Source organism: Algoriphagus sp. SE2 (assembly GCF_039563885.1).
GTDB lineage: Bacteria > Bacteroidota > Bacteroidia > Cytophagales > Cyclobacteriaceae > Algoriphagus.
The window spans coordinates 43169-60944 of sequence record NZ_JBCLWJ010000004.1; the positions used below are offsets into that span (position 1 = coordinate 43169).

Below are 17776 nucleotides of genomic sequence, written 5' to 3' on the forward strand. Positions count from 1 at the left end.
AAGATGGAATATAAAGATTACGATTTTGGACTGGTAGGTCTTGGGGTAATGGGGAGAAATTTTATTTTAAATGTCGCCGATAATAATTTCAAAGCCTTTGGATATGATTTAGATTCAGAAAAAGTGGAGGCATTAAAAACAGAAGGTGGAGACCTTTCCAAAGTAAGTGCTTCTACGGAAATCAACACATTTGTCCAAGCGCTTAGCACTCCAAGAAAAATCATGCTTTTGGTTCCTGCCGGTAAAATTGTGGATCAGGCAATTGAGAGTTTGCTGCCTTATTTGTCTAAAGATGATATCATTATAGATGGTGGAAATTCATTTTTCACAGATACTGATCGCCGTGAAGCTTATTTGAAAGAAAAAGGAATTCACTTTTTCGGTTCTGGAGTATCTGGTGGTGCGGAAGGAGCTAGAAAAGGGCCTAGCATTATGCCGGGAGGAGATAAAGATGCTTATGCTCATGTGAAGCCAATTTTTGAAGCCGTTTCTGCTAAATATAAGGGGGAACCTTGTGTTGCATATTTAGGTCCGAAATCAGCTGGGAATTATGTGAAGATGGTGCATAATGGTATCGAATACGCCATGATGCAGCTGACTTCAGAGATCTATGATCTATTGAAAAAATCTTGTGGATTAAGTAATGAAGAATTGCACAAAGTTTACTCCAAATGGAATGAGGGACGTCTTCAGTCGTTTTTAGTGGAAATAACAGCAGAGATTTTTACTCAGAAAGATGACTTGACTTTTGCTGACTTGATAGATATGATTTTGGATAAAGCAAAGCAAAAAGGGACAGGCAAATGGACTTCCCAAAATGCAATGGATTTAGGTATACCAGTACCGACTATCGATATGGCAGTAAGTATGCGTGAGATTTCTGCCTTAAAGGATGAACGAGTGCAGGCTGATAACTTGTATTCCAGACCAGAAGTCGCACATATTGCAAAAGAAGAATTAATAGCTCAAGCGGAACAAGCCTTATATTTCTCTTTTATCATTGCCTATGCGCAGGGACTGCATCAGCTGAGCTATGCTTCCAAAGATTATGGATATGATTTAAATATAGCGACGATCGCCAAGATTTGGAGAGCTGGATGTATCATTCGAGCGGGGCTTTTGGCAGATATCTCTGGAGCTTTCGAAGAAGATAATGACCTTCCTAATCTATTGCTTTCACCTTCTTTTGTTTCTAAAGTACAAGGAACCCTACCCGCGGTTCGCCAAGTTGTTGCTTTTGCGGCTACTAATGGTATTCCTGTCCCTGGACTTTCTTCTGCTTTAAGTTATTTTGATGCCTATACTTCGAGTAGACTTCCTCTTAATTTAATCCAAGCTCAACGAGATCATTTTGGATCACATACGTATGAGCGAATTGATCGGGAAGGGATTTTCCATACCGAATGGGGAAATTAGCAGTAGTCAATAGCAGTTGGCAGTTAAGCTCAAAACAAAAGCTCGTTGAGGGAATTCAACGAGCTTTTGTTTTTTTATTCAAAATAAATTATTGCGATGGATTACCCTACTTTCAACTTCAGTTCACCGTGCCTTTTAACTACTTTTAGCTCAAAATATTGATTAATAAAAGCCTTGCAGTGATTTTCTGCCCACTCTGCTCTTGTTTCTGTGTCATATAGCAAGGTCATTCTAAGCATTGTTTTCACATATTGCTCATAAATCCCCAACTCCTGTACGTAAGAAACCAATGCAGCAGACCAATCTTCCTTGAATTTGTCCAAATGAGTTCTTCCATCAAAAAGCATTTCCAATTGATTATCTCCATGCTTATATCGATAAATTCCACAAAGCTGTCGGTAAATCAATTTGGCCCTTTCTCTTGGAAAAGTAAAAGTATCGATGATCTGGATAAATGTCTGATCCATCAATCGCAAAGGATTATATAAAAATGTGTAGGATCGCTTCAACTCAAAAACCATACGATCGATCAACTCTTCCTCTAACTCAGACTGAGCTTGACGAAGAATGTAATTTTTATCTAATGGGAATAGCTTTTGGATCATTTCTGCTTTTGCGCTGTGCAAAAATAAGAAATTTAATTTTTAGGATGATTTTAAATAATCCTAAATGTTTGATTTCATTAGGGCTTGAGCAGGAATTCTAAGCATTTTCACCAATCTGGAGTCCCTTTTGGACGATAGGAAGCCATTTTTTCAAGAATCTCAATTGGATCATCAGAAACTATCAAGGATTCCTCCAAAACAGAATATAGGAATCCCTCCTCTTTGGCATGTTTAAGAAAATCTACCAACTTGTCATAATATCCATTCACATTAAAAAGTGCTAAAGGTTTTTGGATGTAATGCAATTGATTTAAAGTCATGATCTCAAAAAGTTCTTCTAAAGTACCAATCCCTCCAGGCATGGCTATGAAACCATCTCCCTGTTCTGCCATCAGCCATTTTCGATCTCTCATTGTTTCTACAATTACTAAATCTGTACAGCCCTGATGCGCCACTTCACGATCCACCAATTTTTGGGGGATAATTCCTATTACCTCCTTTCCGGCTGCTAACATTTCATCTGCTATGACACCCATCAGCCCGACTCGGCCTGCTCCATACACCAACGAATAATCTCTTTTGATCATTTGCAAGGCTAATGTTCTCACGGCAGATTCATACATAGGGCTTTCGCCTTTTCTAGATCCGCAATAAACAGTGATTTTTTTCATCTAATTGAATAAAATGATAGTTCCGAAATTAAGGTTTTCAGATGATAATTCGCAAAATGTAATTGTTGTTAAAATTTATCAAGGTGAAATCCAAAACAGTTATGGCTGAAAATCTCTATGGAAATTATATTTTTGAATCATGAAAATTTGCTTTGCAACAAATAATAAGAACAAAATAAAAGAAGTTAAAGCTGCCCTTGGGAATAAAATGGAGATTTTATCACTTGAAGAAATTGGTTGCAAAGAAGAACTTCCTGAAACCGGAGATACGTTAGAGCATAATGCTTTCCAAAAAGCCCAATATGTAAAAGATCACTATGGAGTGGATTGTTTTGCAGATGATACGGGATTAGAGGTGGATGCACTTGAAGGAGAACCGGGGGTTTATTCGGGCAGATATGCGGGTGAACCTAGAAGTGATGACAGGAATATTGATCTGCTTCTAAAAAATCTTGAACATTCTTCCATTAGGACCGCGAGATTTAAAACAGTTATTGCCTTATTGATTGCAGAAGATAAATATAAATTTGAAGGTATAGCTGAAGGAGAAATTTTAAGACAGAGAGTGGGAACAGGAGGGTTTGGATACGACCCGGTTTTCAGACCAGTAGGTTTTTCGAAGTCTTTTGCTGAACTAAGCATTGAGAAAAAAAATGAAATCAGCCATCGGGGTAAAGCTGTAAGAGCATTGATCGACTTTTTGAACGAAATATAATTCTGATAAGCGCTAAGAAAAACTCTAACTTTAACTTATGAAAAAGCCGTTCATAGTAGGAATTACAGGAGGTTCTGCCTCAGGTAAAACACTTTTCCTGGAGCGTTTATTAAGTACATTTGAAAAAGGAGAGGTTTGTCTTATTTCTCAGGATAATTATTATAAGCCTAGGCATCTACAACCAATAGATTCTATGGGGATTCACAATTTTGATACTCCCCATAGTATAGATTTTGAAGAATATGCTTCTGATATTCGTAAAATTCAGGCTGGAGAGTCTGTTGAGAGAGAAGAATATACTTTTAATAATGCCTCTAAAACCCCAAAAGTCTTGACGTTTCATGCGGCTCCAGTTGTTGTTGTGGAAGGTATCTTTGTTTTGTATTATCCTGAATTAGCTGATTTGCTGGATCTAAAAATTTTTATTGACGCCAAAGATCACATAAAACTAAAGCGCAGAATAATTCGTGATAAAGTAGAACGAGGCTATGATTTAGACGATGTTTTATACCGCTACGAAATGCATGTGATGCCTACTTATGAAAAGTACATCAAGCCATTTAAAAATGAAGCTGATTTGATTGTTCCCAACAATCATAACTTTGATAAAGCCTTGGAGGTCATCAGAACCTACCTTAGAGCAAGGTCAGGTAAGTAACATTTTCAAAAAAAAACTACTAATTCTGTTGAATTTCAAATATTGACTATATTTGCGGCGCATGAAGCAAAGAAATCGAAATAGCAAATTATTCCAACAGCGCATCACGATGACGCTTGCTCTGCTATTTTGTTTGTTTATTTCCAGTGTTGAATACATTCCTGATTCTGTAAATAGTATTAAGCTTGAACAGCAAGATGCTCCGTCTGATCAGGATCAACACCAAACTTTTTTGAATGTTGCAGTTGATGCGGTAGTACCATTTGTAGTACACGTATCGCATACTGCTTTATATCTGATCTACCAGATCAAACAAGAAAGTAATTTAGATTTCCATGTGGAGGTCAGTACTTTCTCACATCCAAATCAACTTCTCGAAATCCTCTTTGAACGGATAATTTCGACCAAAGGTCCCTGAATTTACTTCATATTACCTTATTTCTTCGCTTCCTAGCTTCTAGGAGCAATTCAAATCTGTATTTACAATTCTAATAATTAATACCTAATCCTTATGCAAAATAAAGGTGTCATTGTGTTTTTGACAGTGATTATTACAGGGCTTTGTCTGTATTATCTGTCATTCACATTTGTTTCAAATAGCGTTCAGCAAAAAGCAGAGGCTTATGCTACAGACGCTTCCGGCAATGTTGATTTTGCCTTGAGAAGAGCTTATCTCGATTCCGTTTGGAGAGAGCCAGTTTATAATTTTCTAGGTGCTGACTACACCTACCAAGAAGTTAAAGAGACAGAACTAGGCTTAGGTCTGGATCTTCAAGGTGGAATGCATGTAACCTTGGCGGTTTCTCCTGTAGAAATTGTTAAAGGAATTGCTGGTAACCCAAAAGATGTAGCTTTTAACAAGTCGGTAGAGGAGGCAAGAGAGGCTGCCAAAACATCGGACGAAAAGTTTGTTAATCTTTTTTATTCTGCTTGGCAAGCTAATAGCCCAGACAAAAATCTAAGTTCAATTTTCGCAACAGCAGCGAATAGAGGAAGAATTTCACTTGAAACTTCTGATGCAGAAATTCTTGATATCATTGATACTGAGATAGAGAATGCGATTGATCGTTCTTTTAATATCTTAAGAACTCGTATTGATAGATTTGGTACTTCTCAACCAAATATTCAAAGAATCCAAGGTTCTGGCCGTATTCAGATTGAACTTCCAGGTGTAGACAATCAGGAAAGAGTTAGAAACTTACTTCAGGGAGTTGCGAAACTTCAATTCTGGGAAGTTGCTGAAGTTAATGAATTTGGTGGAGCTCTTGAGGCAATTAATACGGCATATCTTGCTGATCAAAAAGCTTCAGAATCCACAGCTGTTGCTGATTCTGTTTCTACAGAAAATTTATCTCAGGAAGATTCTTTAAGAAAGGCATTGGAAGCTCAGTTGGAACAAATCGATCCAATGAATCCTAATGCTGGAACTTCACCTATTTTCAGCTTGCTTAAAGCAAATTACGGTTTGGTTTACGATGTAAGAGATACTGTGACTATTAACAGAATCTTAAAAAGAGATCAGTATAAAGCCATGCTTCCGAAAGACATCAAATTACTTTGGGGTGTAAAACCTCAGGTACTTGAGGATGGAACAGAAGCATTGGAGCTTTATGCTATCAAAATCCCAAGAGGTTCAGATCAAGCTCCTTTAGAAGGAGATGTTGTGACTGATGCACGCCAGGTATTGGATCAGACTTCAAGACCTGCTGTTTCTATGCAAATGAATGCGGATGGAGCTAGAAAATGGAGAAAATTAACTGCCGATAACGTAGGTCGTAGAATAGCTGTTGTGCTTGATGACTATGTGTATACAGCACCAGTGGTAAATGGTGAAATCCCAACAGGTCAATCTGAAATCTCTGGAAACTTCTCTCTGTTGGAAGCCCAGGATTTAGCGAATATTCTTAAGTCTGGATCTCTTCCAGCCCCTACACAGATTGTAGAGGAAAGCATTATTGGTCCAACCTTGGGTAAAGAAGCTTTGAATCAAGGATTGATTTCCATGATTGCTGGACTTTCGATCGTTGTTCTTTTTATGCTTGCATATTATGCTAAAGGTGGATTGGTTGCTATCGCTGCTTTGGTATTCAACATCTTCTTTATCTTAGGTATTTTGGCACAGCTTCAATCTTCTTTGACTCTACCGGGGATTGCAGGTATTGTACTGACAATCGGTATGTCCATTGATGCGAATGTGTTGATATTTGAGCGTATTAAGGAAGAACTGCGAAATGGCGTAGGACTCCTAGCTGCCATTAATGCAGGTTATAGCAAAGCATTTTCTGCTATTCTTGACTCAAACGTAACAACTTTCTTAACTGGTGCTATTCTTTATGCATTAGGTCAAGGACCTGTAAAAGGCTTTGCAATAGTATTGATGATTGGTATCGCTTGTTCCTTCTTTTCAGCAGTATTTATTACAAGGGTTATTGTCTCTTGGATGAGCAAAAAAGGGGATAAGAGTTCTATAAGCTTTGCAACTCCTTTTGCTAAAAATGCATTAAGCAGCCTTAATATTGATTTCCTTGGAAAAAGAAAAGTTGCCTATCTGATTTCTACCGGAATTATCATTGTAGGTTTAGCTATTGCAGGTCTTAATGGGTTGAAATTTGGAGTTGACTTTACAGGGGGTAGATCATACATCGTTGCATTTGCAGAGCCTGTTGCAGCTTCAGAATTGAAAACAGGTCTTGATGGTGAGTTTGATGGATCCGTAGAAGTGAAAACTTATGGTGCTACCAATGTTTTGAAAGTAACCACTTCTTATTTGGTAAATGAAGATGATGATGCTTCTAATAAGGAAGTCGAATCTAAAGTGAAAGAAGGAATAGCGAATGTAATGGGCTTTGAGTTCAGCGAAGATGCCGAGGACCTTGCTGCCGATCAATTTGCTATTACAGGTTCTTCTAAAGTAGGAGCAACTGTGGCGGATGATATCAAAGCATCTTCAGGTGAAGCAATGATTGCTGCCTTAATTGCAATCTTCCTTTATATTTTGTTGCGTTTCCGTAAATGGCAATTCTCTTTGGCATCAATTATCGCGTTGATTCATGATACCTTATTCGTGATAGCTGCCTTTGCTATTGCAAGTGCTCTTGGTGCTACTTTCGAGATCGATCAAGTATTCATTGCGGCAGTATTAACCGTCATCGGTTATTCCATCAATGATACTGTGATTGTATTTGATAGAATTAGAGAGAACATTGAAAGCAGAGGCACTCATAGATTAGTTAAAGTATTTAATGATGCCATCAACCAAACTTTAGGTAGAACTTTGATTACCTCATTTACTACCTTAATTGTGATTATTGTATTGCTATTATTTGGAGGTGAAGTATTAAGAGGGTTCTCATTTGCTTTATTAATAGGGATTTTGGTGGGTACTTATTCTTCAGTATTCATTGCTACACCGATTGTGGTAGATTTGATGAAGAGAGATATCGATCAAGAAGAAATAAAAGAATCCAAGAAATTAGCATAGAATTAGAGTCTAATTATTTAAAAGGAGCGTAAGAAATTGCGCTCCTTTTTTATTTGGTAATTCTAAATTTTTTATCTAAACAATTTATATTGAATGCTGGGTTTAGTCTTTATATGAACCTTTTATGAGCATCAGATTAACCTTAGAAGCATAATCAATGAGTTTCAATGAAATGCAAAGACAGATTGATTTATCACCCATTAAAGTTTGATTATGGGAAATAATCTTTGGGTTGCTTTTAGTGGCTGGTATTTAGTTTTATTGGATATTCTCCTGATAATTGGGATCACCTGTTTTTTAAGATTATCTGGCGAGAAAAAAGCCAGTATTTTTTATTGGCTTCCCTTTTTGATTTTGTCTTTTACAGTTTTTTATGAAAATATTGGAGCTTACACCCTTTATGATTTGGAATTTAGAAAAGCTGCAAATGCTTATTTGGGAAACACCGAATACCCTTTGTATAATTTATGGGTATTTAATATTACTAATAGCCAAATTCTTACTGTCTTATATCTTTCTCTTATCAGGTTTTGGTTAAGTCAATCTAAAAAGAAATATCTCACTCGGATGATCTTATTTTTTGTCATTTTTGTGGTGGTAATTCAATTGACAGGAATTGAACCGATTTATTTAAATCAACCATTCATTTTAGCGGTAGGAACTTACCTGATTTTATTTGGATGTGGACTTTATTTTATAGAGCTCATGGCGCAGGAGAGATTTCTTAAAAGTAATCTTTTGAGATTAATTTCATTTTGGCAAATGACCTTGATTTTTTTTAATTATTCTTTGTCCTATAGCTATTCTATTTCCTTTGAGTACCTCTATGGCATTAACCCTGAATTGACAAAATCCCTTGCAATCGTTAATCAAACGATGGGTATTTTATGCCTGTTCATATTTGTGGTTACCATTGCATCCCCGTTTTTACCAATAAATTTTGAAAGAGAACCTAACCATGAATCCAGTATTACTTAGTCTTTAAACTTTTGATGTTTAAAATTAGCAGGTATAATGGCCATCGCTCAAATTTACAATTGGGTAAAATGATTTATTTGAATTAGAAACTAATGCATCTATTGATTTTATTGTTCGGTAGGGAAAAAATATCTTACCTTTTAGCAATAATTAATAGTTCGAAATTGATTTAAACTTAACAGCAAAAAATTTTTCTATGAAAATTTCAAAAGAGGACTTCGAAAGCATGAAGGCTAAGTATGACAAAGAAGTAAAAAAAGGGAAGCCAGCGAAGGATAATAAAGACAAAGACAAGATCAACCAAACGAGTTGGATATTTTTTGATAGAGAAACGTTAGAAGGGTTATTGGAAAAAGCCGACAAGGATCCAAAAGTCGGTGGAATTCAATTTTATTTTACTGAGTATACTGAAGAAACTGCCAAAAAATTCTACCCTAATGAAGCAGAAGATTATACCGGTCAATTGACTTTGGTAATGAGAGCTGCTAATCTTAAAGAAACTCAACAGGTTTCTAGAGGAGTGGCAGGAGATGAGGAAGAATATCAAAATAGGGGCGTTCAGTGTCCTTATGTCTGTGAACCAGCTCCAACGAGTACCTAAAAATGGATAGCAGATTTTCCCAAGCATTCTTGAATCAATACACTATACCTATTGATTTACTGCTGATTTTAGGGATAATTTGTTTCTTTAAAATACCAAAAGAAAAGAGGGCCAATATTCATTATTGGCTCCCTTTTTTGATTTTGGGGTATACCGTAGTTTATGAAAATATGGGTGCTTACACGAATTACGATTTTGAGTTCAAAAAATCAGTAAATGCCTACCTAGGAAATTATGAATTTCCTCAGTTTAATCTTTGGCTTTATAATATTACTAAAAGGCAGATAGAGGTTATCCTTTATTTAATGCTGATTAAGACCTGGCTTCATCCTTCCAAAAAGAAATACATTAACTGGATGATCTATGCGTTTATAGCAGTTGTATGTACGCTGCAAGTGTCAGGAATAGAATCTCTTTATTTGAACCAGCCTATCATATTTGCCTTGGGGGCCAACCTGATATTGGCTGGCAGTGGATTGTATTTTATTGAAATGATTACTCACAATCAATATTTAGAGAGCAATCCATTTAGGCTGGTATCATTCTGGCAAATGACTATTATTTTGTTCACGTTTTCTTTGAAATATATTTCTTCAGTAGCTTTATTATATCTCTTTGAAGTCAATCCTGTTTTAGGTAAGTCTTTACAGGACATTTCCTATCTGATGTCGCTATGCACTTTGGGGGTTTTGATTGTCGCGATAGCATCACCACTTTTTCCCAGAATATTTGAGAAAGAGCCATCGCTTGAATTTTTATCTTGATTATTTATACTTTCTCTTCTTAAAGGGATTCTTTTGTTTTATAAAATATGTACGTTTTGTAAACAATGAGGGCAGAACCAATTGGGTAAGTAAGCTCACAAATAAGTATACCTGATTGGAATAGCAGTCCATTCCTCTTATTGGGTTTGGCTTAAATGGGTTGTTTTTTTCACTTTAGATTTAGGAATAGGAACACTTACTTACTTAATGTTTGCAAATTGAAATTCAGGGTGTAATTTCAATATCGAAATAGTTTGAAACTTTATTCTTGATCCTCCAAATGTTGGTCAACTTAACATAGAAAGAGTAGAATGAACTTTTATATCATGGATATTTAGGGGCTGAAGAGAGATTTCAATATTGGAATATTTAATGCTTTTTCAGTAAACAAGCTTCTTCTAGTGCCAAAAAATGGATAGCAGATTTTCACAGATATATCTTGAACCCTATTTTATCCTTATAAATCTTCTTCTGATTATAGGACTAATTTTCTTCTTTCGTTTAAATAAAGATGAAAGAACGAATATCTATTATTGGCTTCCTTTTTTAATATTAACCTTTACAGTAGTTTATGAGGATTTTGCGGGCTATTTGGTTTACAATTATGAATTAAATAAATGGGTTAATGAAATTTTGGGGAATGAAAAAAATCCAAATTATAATGTTTGGTTTTATAATTTTGCGAATAAATATATAGCAACCGCCCTCTATCTTTTTCTCATTAAAACATGGCTTGAACCAGCAAAAAAGAAATATATTACCTGGATGATCTTTTTTTATTTTTTCGTGATTCTGTTTCTCACAGGAACGGGGATTGAACCTGTTTACTTGGGCCAACCTATTATTTTTGCCATAGGAGCTAATATGATTTTGGTGGGGAGTGGGCTTTATTTTATAGGCTTAATTTCTAATGAAAAATATCTTGAATCGAATCCATTAAGGTTATTGTCATTTTGGCAAATGACCTTTATCCTATTTACTTATTCTTTAACTTATATCAGCTCTGTTTCAGTTACCTACCTATATAGTGTGAACAAGCAATTGGGAATGTCTTTGTTTCAGATTGATTGGGTGATGGGAGTGTTAAACCTTAGTATCCTGGTGCTAACTATTGCATCACCTAAATTACCCGGTATTTTCGAAAAAGAACCTTATTATGCAGCCAGTTGAAGACCAGATATATGTTATCATTTTTGCCACGCTATTCCTAGGTGGATTGATGTCTAGCTTTGTAATAGCGATGGTATTTATTCATAGACAAAGACAAGTTCAAAATCGGCAAAAATTGGATCAAATTAAATCCGAGCATGAAAAAACTTTGTTGAATATAGAAAACGAAATTCAGCAAGAAACCCTTTCCTATGTGGGCAGAGAACTTCATGACAATATTGGTCAATTATTGTCTTTGGCAAAACTTTATTTAGGGTCATCTAAACCAGAAAAACAGTCAGAAGGAAAAGAAACTATTAACCAGGTAATCTCAGAAGTTCGTGCGCTTTCCAAAAACCTGAATTTAGATTGGGTGGAATCTCTAACAATCGTAGAATTTATCGAACAGCAATTAGAAAAAATTGAATCGACAGGTTATTGTAAAACAAAGGTAGCATATGAATTTGAACTCGGGGATTTTCCAAAAGACCAAAAATTAGTTCTCATTAGGGTAATTCAGGAGGTTTTGAATAACGCAATGAAACATGCTTCTCCCGATTTAATTTCAATAAATGTGAAACGATTTGGTTCAGATAGAGTTATCGAAATTAAGGATAATGGAAAAGGCTTTGACACTTCTTTAGAATCAGATGGAAGCGGCATGTTTAATTTGAAAAAGCGTATGGAGACTATTGGAGGTGATTTCTCGATCACCTCCAGTGTAGGAAATGGTACACTCATCCATTTAATGTTGCCAAATTAGATTTCAAGGCGTAATTTAATATTACTTTAATTTAAAGCATAGTTCATTCACCCACCCAAAAATGATCAGAATAGCTTTGGCGGACGACCATAAACTTTTCGCAAAAGGGCTGGAAGGTTTGTTAGAAGAGTACGACAATTTAATTATCACGGGACTTTACCCTAATGGTAAAGAGTTAGTTGACGCAATTGAACGTGATCTTCCGGATGTGATCCTGACAGATTTAAATATGCCTGTACTCGATGGTTTCGGTGTGCTGAAATATGCCAAATCTAAATTTCCTGAAATCAAGGTAGTTGTACTTTCAATGTACGATGAAGAGAAAATTTATAAGAAATGTATGCATGATGGAGCTGATGCTTTTATCCTCAAAGATGCAGACCCGGATGAGCTTGTCTACACGATTCACGAGGTTTTTGAAGGAAGACATTTAGCTAATTTTCAACGAGTCATTCAGCAAGCAAATCAAAGTTCTTTTTATGATGCTTTTAGAGAGAAATTTAAATTATCCAGAAGGGAAGTTCAGATTATTAAATTGATCAAAGAGGGGCGTCAAAATAAAGAAATCGCTGAAGATCTGAGTCTCAGCGTACAGACTATAGAAACTCATAGAAAAAATATTCACTCCAAGCTCCAGGTAAATTCACGTATAGAATTAGTGAATAAAGTCCAGGATATGCACCTATAAAATCATGAATAGACCAATTAGAACAGCGATTGTCGGCTTTGGCTCAGTTGCTGAGAAAATGCATGCTCCTCTTATCACAGTTTGTCAGGACCTTGATTTGGTCGCAGTTGTAGAACGGCACACAAATCGCTGCGAAGAATTGTATCCGGGTGTGACAACTTACAGAAGTTTGCAAGAATTGCTAGATGCAGATGCTTCAGACCTTATTGTGATTACTACACCCAATGAGTTCCATTTTCCAATGGCTATGCAATGTCTGCAGGCTGGAAAACATGTGGTAGTTGATAAGCCCGTGACTATATTTTCTCATGAAGCTGAGGAGCTCAATAAGCTAGCTGAAAAGCAAGGATTGGTTTGTTCTGTCTTTCATAATCGTCGCTATGATGGGGATTTCATGACTTTGCAGAAGTTGGTGCGTGCCGGAGATCTTGGTGAATTAGTTTATTTAGAATCTCATTTTGATCGCTTTCGCCCGGATCTTACCGAGAACTGGAGAGAGAAAGAAGTTCCAGGAAACGGAATCACATATGATTTAGGATCTCATTTGATAGATCAGGTTTTATTACTTTTTGGCCTACCCAATTGGATTCAGGCGGATATTCGAAAGCAACGAACTGGAGCAGTAGCTGACGATTACTTTGATATCATACTTGATTATGGCTCATTAAAGGCAAGAGTTACTGCTGGCGCTTTGGTGAATGTACCCACACCAAAGTTTTTACTTTTGGGTAAAAATGGTTCCTATCAAAAGTTTGGCTTAGATGTTCAGGAAGCTGCTTTTAAAGTTGGGGAAAAACCGGAAGGTGCAACTTGGGGTGTAGAACCTGAGGAGAATTGGGGAAAAGTTTTCCTCAAAGAGGAAACAAAAGCCTATCCATCAGTTCCAGGAGATTATAGAATTTTTTATGGAAATATAGCTGATGCTATTTTGAATAGAAGTGAATTAAAAGTCACTATTTCTCAGGCAATCAGTGTTTTAGAAATGATTGAAGCGTCATTTTTGAGTGCTAAGGAAAAACGGACAATTTCAGTTTCAGAAGGAAAATGGAGATAAGATAAAGTTGGCTCTTTCTTGGTAGTAGGTATCAAATATAATACTTATAACCATGAAGAAACTAATTCTTTTCTCATTAACGATTTTTACCTTCATTTCATTTTCACAAGCGCAGATCAGTGCGGGGGTGAATCTACAAAGCTCGGAGACTTTTGTTACTGTAGGTACAAATCCATACAAACAAATCTTCGGTGAAGGTAGGATTGGAACAGGTGGAGATGTCGGTGTAGAATTGATGGGAGCTTACAACGTTGTCCAAAAAGATGACGTAAATTTTTACATAGGTTTAGGGCTTGGTTTGGATGATGATAGGAATCGTGACAATGACAATGATGATGATATTTACATTGCTATTCCATTTGGACTTCTTGTGACTCCATTTAACAGCAAAAATCTAGGGCTTGTCCTTGAGGCAGCTCCAATTTTAGCAGACGATCATGGAGATTACTTCCGTGCTGGATTTGGTTTTAAGTACACCTTTAGATAATAGTCTATCAATTAAAGAAGAGGGCCATTTTTCTTTTGGGAATCTTGCCTTTTTCTTTTTTGGAGAAGATTATCATAGGTTTCAAGTGATTTAAGACTTTTTTTGCGCTCTAGATATCAATTTGTTTCTTTAATTTTGCCGCCATGGCAAAAACAGCAACTCCGGCGGAAAACGCCCAATTGAAAGATATTATTTCCCATGCCAAAGAGTATGGTTTTGTTTACCCAAGTTCCGAAATCTATGACGGTCTTCAGGCTGTTTATGATTATGGTGCCTATGGGGTTGAATTAAAAAATAACCTAAAGCGACTTTGGTGGGAAACCATGACCAGAGTGCAGGATAATATTGTAGGAATTGATGCAGCAATTTTTATGCATCCTACCACTTGGAAAGCTTCCGGTCATGTGGACAGCTTTAACGATCCCATGATTGATAACAAAGATTCAAAGAAACGTTATCGAGCCGATGTACTGGTGGAAGAACATGCCGCTGTTTTTGAAAGAGCAGGAGATATAGAAAAAGCAAATTCATTGACGGGAGCTTTAGCTAGAATGTTGGAAGCAGAAGATCTTGATGGAGTAAGAGATTTGATTATCAATGAAGGGATCAAGTGTCCAATCAGTGGAACTTCTAATTGGACGGATGTTCGTCAATTCAACTTGATGTTTTCGACTCAGGTAGGATCTGTATCTGAAGATTCTTCCACCATTTATTTAAGACCAGAGACAGCTCAAGGCATTTTCGTCAACTTCCTGAATGTGCAGAAAACAGCTAGAATGAAAGTTCCGTTTGGAATTGCCCAAATAGGGAAAGCTTTCAGGAATGAGATTGTTGCTCGTCAGTTCATTTTCCGTATGCGTGAGTTTGAACAGATGGAGATGCAATTCTTTGTACGTCCAGGCACCGAATTGGAATGGTATAAAGTATGGGCTGATACCCGTATGAAATGGCACTTGGCTTTAGGGACACCTGCCGAAAAACTGAGAAGACATGACCATGAAAAACTCGCTCACTATGCCAATGCAGCTATGGATATTGAGTATGATTTTCCATTTGGTTTCAAAGAAGTCGAAGGAATTCACTCCAGAACGGATTTTGACCTCAAATCCCACCAAGATTTCTCTAAAAAGAAACAGCAATACTTTGATCCTGAAGTGAATCAGAACTATATCCCATATGTGATCGAGACGTCTATTGGAGCTGACAGATTATTTTTATTGACACTTTGCAACGCATACACGGAGGAGAAAACAGAAGAGAAAAGCAGAACCTATTTGAAATTCCACCCTTCCATAGCTCCAGTGAAAGCAGCTGTGCTTCCTATTACCAAAAAAGATGGTTTACCAGAAAAAGGGAAAGAGATCGTAGAGTTACTTAAATACGATTTCAATATCATTTACGAAGATGCGGCTTCTATCGGTAAGCGATATGCGCGTCAGGATTTGATCGGAACGCCATTCTGTATCGCAGTAGATCATCAGACTTTAGAGGATAATACAGTAACTATCCGTCATCGTGATACTACCGAGCAGGAGCGAGTTCCCATTTCGGAACTTCACGGAAGGATTACAGAAGCTACCAGTTTTACAAGGGTTTTTGAGAAATTGTAAGCTTTGCAAATTCAATTCGTTTAGCGGATTAGAACCTCGTTTTAGTTTAAAGAGCAAGCTTGGTAATATGCCAAGCTTTTTTTTGTGGGTTTCATTTTGTAACAAAATTTTCTGCTTCTGTCATCTTGTCACTTTTTCTCAAATGGAACAACAGTTGCAATCCTGCAAGCGACAAACATTGTGTTTAACTAAATAAATATATAGCTATGCAGGAAAAAGGCACGATCTCGATTCATACCGAGAACATTTTCCCGATTATCAAGAAGTTCCTCTATTCTGACAATGAGATTTTTCTTAGAGAACTTGTTTCAAATGCTGTCGATGCGACACAAAAAATCAAACGACTTGCGACATTAGGTCAGTATTCCGGTGAACTAGGAGACACGACCGTGGAAGTAAGTTTTGATGAGAAAAAGAAAACCATTACGGTTTCGGACCAAGGCCTGGGAATGACCGCCGAGGAAATAAAAAAATATATCAATCAGGTAGCTTTCTCTGGAGCAGAAGAATTTGTAGAAAAATTTAAAGATGCGAAAGATGCCAATGAAATTATCGGCAAATTCGGTCTAGGTTTCTACTCTGCATTTATGGTTGCAGATAAAGTCGAAATTCAGACACTATCTTACCAAGAAGGAGCTGAAGCAGCGAAATGGACTTGTGACGGTTCTACTTCTTTTGCAATCTCCAAAGGAAAGCGTAAAAAGCGTGGAACAGACATTATCCTTCACATAAACAAAGATTCCGAAGAATTCTTAGACAAGTGGAAGCTTCAGGGAATTTTGGATAAATACGCTAAATTCCTTCCAATACCTATCAAATTCGGTACAAAAACCGAATCAGTAGAAGATGGGGTTGACGATAAAGGGGAAAAGAAATGGAAATCAGTAGAGGTTGATAATATCATCAATACCACGACTCCGATTTGGACCAAGTCACCAAACGATCTGACTGATGAAGATTACTTAAAGTTCTATAAAGAACTTTACCCGATGTCCGAGGATCCATTGTTTTGGATCCATTTAAACGTGGATTACCCATTCAACTTGACAGGAGTTTTATACTTCCCAAAGGTGAAAAACGAATTCGAGCTTCAGAAAAACAAGATCAAGTTATACTCCCGTCAGGTGTTTATCACAGATGAGGTAAAAGATATCGTTCCTGAGTTCTTAATGTTACTTCATGGAGTAATCGATTCTCCTGATATTCCTTTGAACGTTTCCAGAAGCTTCTTGCAGGCGGACAGCAATGTGAAGAAAATCAATTCTTATATCACAAAAAAAGTAGCGGATAAGCTTGCAGAACTTTTCAAGAAAGACAGAAAAGCGTATGAGGAAAAATGGGATGACATTGGACTTTTCGTGAAGTATGGAATGATTTCAGAAGATAAGTTCTACGAGAAAGGAAAAGATTTTGCTTTACTAAAAAACACAAAAGGTGAATTCTTTACGATTGAAGAGTATCAATCCAAAGTGAAGCCGGTGCAAACTGATAAAAATGAACAAACCATTTTCTTATACGCTACAGATGTAGAAAAGCAAGATAGCTTTATCCAATCTGCCAACAAAAAGGATTACGATGTTTTGGTAATGGATTCACCGATTGATAGCCATTTTATCCAAAACTTAGAATCAAAGCTGGAGAAGACTTCTCTGAAGAGAGTTGATTCGGACGTAGTTGAGAAATTGATCCAGAAAGAGGACACTTATGCAAATCTTCTCACAGAAGACCAGAGCAAAGAAGTAAAGGAAATCTTTGAAAAGGCAATTAATAATAAAAGCTATTCAGTAGAAGTTGAAGGTTTGAGTCCTGAGGAACTTCCGGTTACAATTACCATGGAGGAGTTCATGCGAAGAATGAAAGACATGGCTGCTACCGGTGGTGGAGGAATGGGCTTCTATGGTCAGCTTCCAGATGCTTATAAAGTTGCGATCAACGGAAATCACCCCGTAGTGGATAAAGTATTGAAAGCAGAAACCGAAGAAGAGAAGACCAAGCTAGCCAAGCAGGCATTTGATTTGGCTAAGCTTTCTCAAGGTTTATTGACTGGCAAAGACTTGACTGCCTTTGTGAAAAGAAGCGTGGAATTGCTTTAAATAAGAATAGTCCATTTTGAAATTTGAAACGGGTATGGAAACA

17 protein-coding genes are annotated in these 17776 nt (G+C 36.8%); 15 read left to right on the top strand and 2 right to left on the bottom strand.

What is annotated here, in order from left to right:
• The first annotated feature begins 3 nt into the window (after positions 1 to 3).
• Positions 4 to 1416: an NADP-dependent phosphogluconate dehydrogenase gene (gndA, locus tag AAGF08_RS06120; protein WP_343510257.1), complete on the top strand. Its 1413-nt coding sequence runs from the start codon at positions 4 to 6 to the stop codon at positions 1414 to 1416.
• A gap of 101 nt (positions 1417 to 1517) precedes the next feature.
• Here the strand turns inward: gndA and AAGF08_RS06125 are convergent, their stop codons facing one another.
• Positions 1518 to 2021, bottom strand: coding sequence for a hypothetical protein (locus AAGF08_RS06125; protein ID WP_343510550.1), 504 nt, complete (start codon positions 2019 to 2021; stop codon positions 1518 to 1520).
• Between the two features lie 107 nt (positions 2022 to 2128).
• Positions 2129 to 2692, bottom strand: a complete 564-nt coding sequence (locus AAGF08_RS06130; protein WP_343510259.1) for a TIGR00730 family Rossman fold protein — start codon at positions 2690 to 2692, stop codon at positions 2129 to 2131.
• Positions 2693 to 2831: 139 nt separating this feature from the next.
• Here AAGF08_RS06130 and AAGF08_RS06135 point away from each other — a divergent pair, with 139 nt between their 5' ends.
• The 14 genes from AAGF08_RS06135 to htpG all read left to right on the top strand — a co-directional run bounded on the left by AAGF08_RS06135 (position 2832) and on the right by htpG (position 17733).
• Positions 2832 to 3407, top strand: a complete 576-nt coding sequence (locus AAGF08_RS06135; protein WP_343510262.1) for a non-canonical purine NTP diphosphatase — start codon at positions 2832 to 2834, stop codon at positions 3405 to 3407.
• Positions 3408 to 3444: 37 nt separating this feature from the next.
• Positions 3445 to 4065 (top strand): uridine kinase, encoded by a 621-nt coding sequence (gene udk / locus AAGF08_RS06140; RefSeq protein WP_343510263.1) that lies wholly within the window; start codon positions 3445 to 3447, stop codon positions 4063 to 4065.
• Between the two features lie 61 nt (positions 4066 to 4126).
• Entirely contained in the window at positions 4127 to 4483 is a 357-nt protein-coding gene (locus AAGF08_RS06145) for a hypothetical protein (RefSeq protein WP_343510265.1), read from the top strand.
• A 93-nt stretch (positions 4484 to 4576) separates the two neighbouring features.
• A complete protein-coding gene (secDF, locus tag AAGF08_RS06150; protein ID WP_343510266.1) occupies positions 4577 to 7546 on the top strand; it encodes a protein translocase subunit SecDF in 2970 nt (989 codons plus the stop codon).
• A gap of 213 nt (positions 7547 to 7759) precedes the next feature.
• On the top strand, positions 7760 to 8524 hold the full coding sequence (locus tag AAGF08_RS06155) for a histidine kinase (protein ID WP_343510268.1): 765 nt from the start codon (positions 7760 to 7762) through the stop codon (positions 8522 to 8524).
• 196 nt (positions 8525 to 8720) lie between these two features.
• The gene (locus AAGF08_RS06160; RefSeq protein ID WP_343510269.1) at positions 8721 to 9125 is read left to right on the top strand and encodes a molecular chaperone DnaK; all 405 of its coding nucleotides are present in this window, start codon (positions 8721 to 8723) and stop codon (positions 9123 to 9125) included.
• 2 nt (positions 9126 to 9127) lie between these two features.
• Positions 9128 to 9889 carry a histidine kinase gene (locus AAGF08_RS06165; RefSeq protein WP_343510270.1) on the top strand — a complete coding sequence of 254 codons (762 nt, stop codon included), beginning with the start codon at positions 9128 to 9130 and terminating at the stop codon, positions 9887 to 9889.
• 411 nt (positions 9890 to 10300) lie between these two features.
• Positions 10301 to 11059 carry a histidine kinase gene (locus AAGF08_RS06170; RefSeq protein ID WP_343510271.1) on the top strand — a complete coding sequence of 253 codons (759 nt, stop codon included), beginning with the start codon at positions 10301 to 10303 and terminating at the stop codon, positions 11057 to 11059.
• Entirely contained in the window at positions 11046 to 11801 is a 756-nt protein-coding gene (locus AAGF08_RS06175) for an ATP-binding protein (RefSeq protein WP_343510272.1), read from the top strand. The genes AAGF08_RS06170 and AAGF08_RS06175 overlap by 14 nt, the downstream gene beginning before the upstream one ends.
• A 61-nt stretch (positions 11802 to 11862) precedes the next feature.
• Positions 11863 to 12489, top strand: a complete 627-nt coding sequence (locus AAGF08_RS06180; RefSeq protein ID WP_343510274.1) for a response regulator transcription factor — start codon at positions 11863 to 11865, stop codon at positions 12487 to 12489.
• A 4-nt stretch (positions 12490 to 12493) separates the two neighbouring features.
• The gene (locus AAGF08_RS06185) at positions 12494 to 13543 is read left to right on the top strand and encodes an oxidoreductase (protein ID WP_343510275.1); all 1050 of its coding nucleotides are present in this window, start codon (positions 12494 to 12496) and stop codon (positions 13541 to 13543) included.
• Positions 13544 to 13595: 52 nt separating this feature from the next.
• Entirely contained in the window at positions 13596 to 14030 is a 435-nt protein-coding gene (locus AAGF08_RS06190; protein ID WP_343510276.1) for an outer membrane insertion C- signal, read from the top strand.
• A 143-nt stretch (positions 14031 to 14173) separates the two neighbouring features.
• A complete protein-coding gene (locus AAGF08_RS06195) occupies positions 14174 to 15640 on the top strand; it encodes a glycine--tRNA ligase (protein WP_343510277.1) in 1467 nt (488 codons plus the stop codon).
• Positions 15641 to 15846: 206 nt separating this feature from the next.
• Positions 15847 to 17733, top strand: coding sequence for a molecular chaperone HtpG (gene htpG / locus AAGF08_RS06200; protein WP_343510278.1), 1887 nt, complete (start codon positions 15847 to 15849; stop codon positions 17731 to 17733).
• Positions 17734 to 17776 lie beyond the last annotated feature (43 nt).

Excerpts from the sequence above, each read along its gene's own strand:
- gndA (WP_343510257.1), top strand. The coding sequence starts at position 4 with ATGGAATATAAAGATTACGATTTTGGACTGGTAGGTCTTGGGGTAATG.
- AAGF08_RS06125 (WP_343510550.1), bottom strand. The coding sequence starts at position 2,021 with ATGATCCAAAAGCTATTCCCATTAGATAAAAATTACATTCTTCGTCAA.
- AAGF08_RS06130 (WP_343510259.1), bottom strand. The coding sequence starts at position 2,692 with ATGAAAAAAATCACTGTTTATTGCGGATCTAGAAAAGGCGAAAGCCCT.
- AAGF08_RS06135 (WP_343510262.1), top strand. The coding sequence starts at position 2,832 with ATGAAAATTTGCTTTGCAACAAATAATAAGAACAAAATAAAAGAAGTT.
- udk (WP_343510263.1), top strand. The coding sequence starts at position 3,445 with ATGAAAAAGCCGTTCATAGTAGGAATTACAGGAGGTTCTGCCTCAGGT.
- AAGF08_RS06145 (WP_343510265.1), top strand. The coding sequence starts at position 4,127 with ATGAAGCAAAGAAATCGAAATAGCAAATTATTCCAACAGCGCATCACG.
- secDF (WP_343510266.1), top strand. The coding sequence starts at position 4,577 with ATGCAAAATAAAGGTGTCATTGTGTTTTTGACAGTGATTATTACAGGG.
- AAGF08_RS06155 (WP_343510268.1), top strand. The coding sequence starts at position 7,760 with ATGGGAAATAATCTTTGGGTTGCTTTTAGTGGCTGGTATTTAGTTTTA.
- AAGF08_RS06160 (WP_343510269.1), top strand. The coding sequence starts at position 8,721 with ATGAAAATTTCAAAAGAGGACTTCGAAAGCATGAAGGCTAAGTATGAC.
- AAGF08_RS06165 (WP_343510270.1), top strand. The coding sequence starts at position 9,128 with ATGGATAGCAGATTTTCCCAAGCATTCTTGAATCAATACACTATACCT.
- AAGF08_RS06170 (WP_343510271.1), top strand. The coding sequence starts at position 10,301 with ATGGATAGCAGATTTTCACAGATATATCTTGAACCCTATTTTATCCTT.
- AAGF08_RS06175 (WP_343510272.1), top strand. The coding sequence starts at position 11,046 with ATGCAGCCAGTTGAAGACCAGATATATGTTATCATTTTTGCCACGCTA.
- AAGF08_RS06180 (WP_343510274.1), top strand. The coding sequence starts at position 11,863 with ATGATCAGAATAGCTTTGGCGGACGACCATAAACTTTTCGCAAAAGGG.
- AAGF08_RS06185 (WP_343510275.1), top strand. The coding sequence starts at position 12,494 with ATGAATAGACCAATTAGAACAGCGATTGTCGGCTTTGGCTCAGTTGCT.
- AAGF08_RS06190 (WP_343510276.1), top strand. The coding sequence starts at position 13,596 with ATGAAGAAACTAATTCTTTTCTCATTAACGATTTTTACCTTCATTTCA.
- AAGF08_RS06195 (WP_343510277.1), top strand. The coding sequence starts at position 14,174 with ATGGCAAAAACAGCAACTCCGGCGGAAAACGCCCAATTGAAAGATATT.
- htpG (WP_343510278.1), top strand. The coding sequence starts at position 15,847 with ATGCAGGAAAAAGGCACGATCTCGATTCATACCGAGAACATTTTCCCG.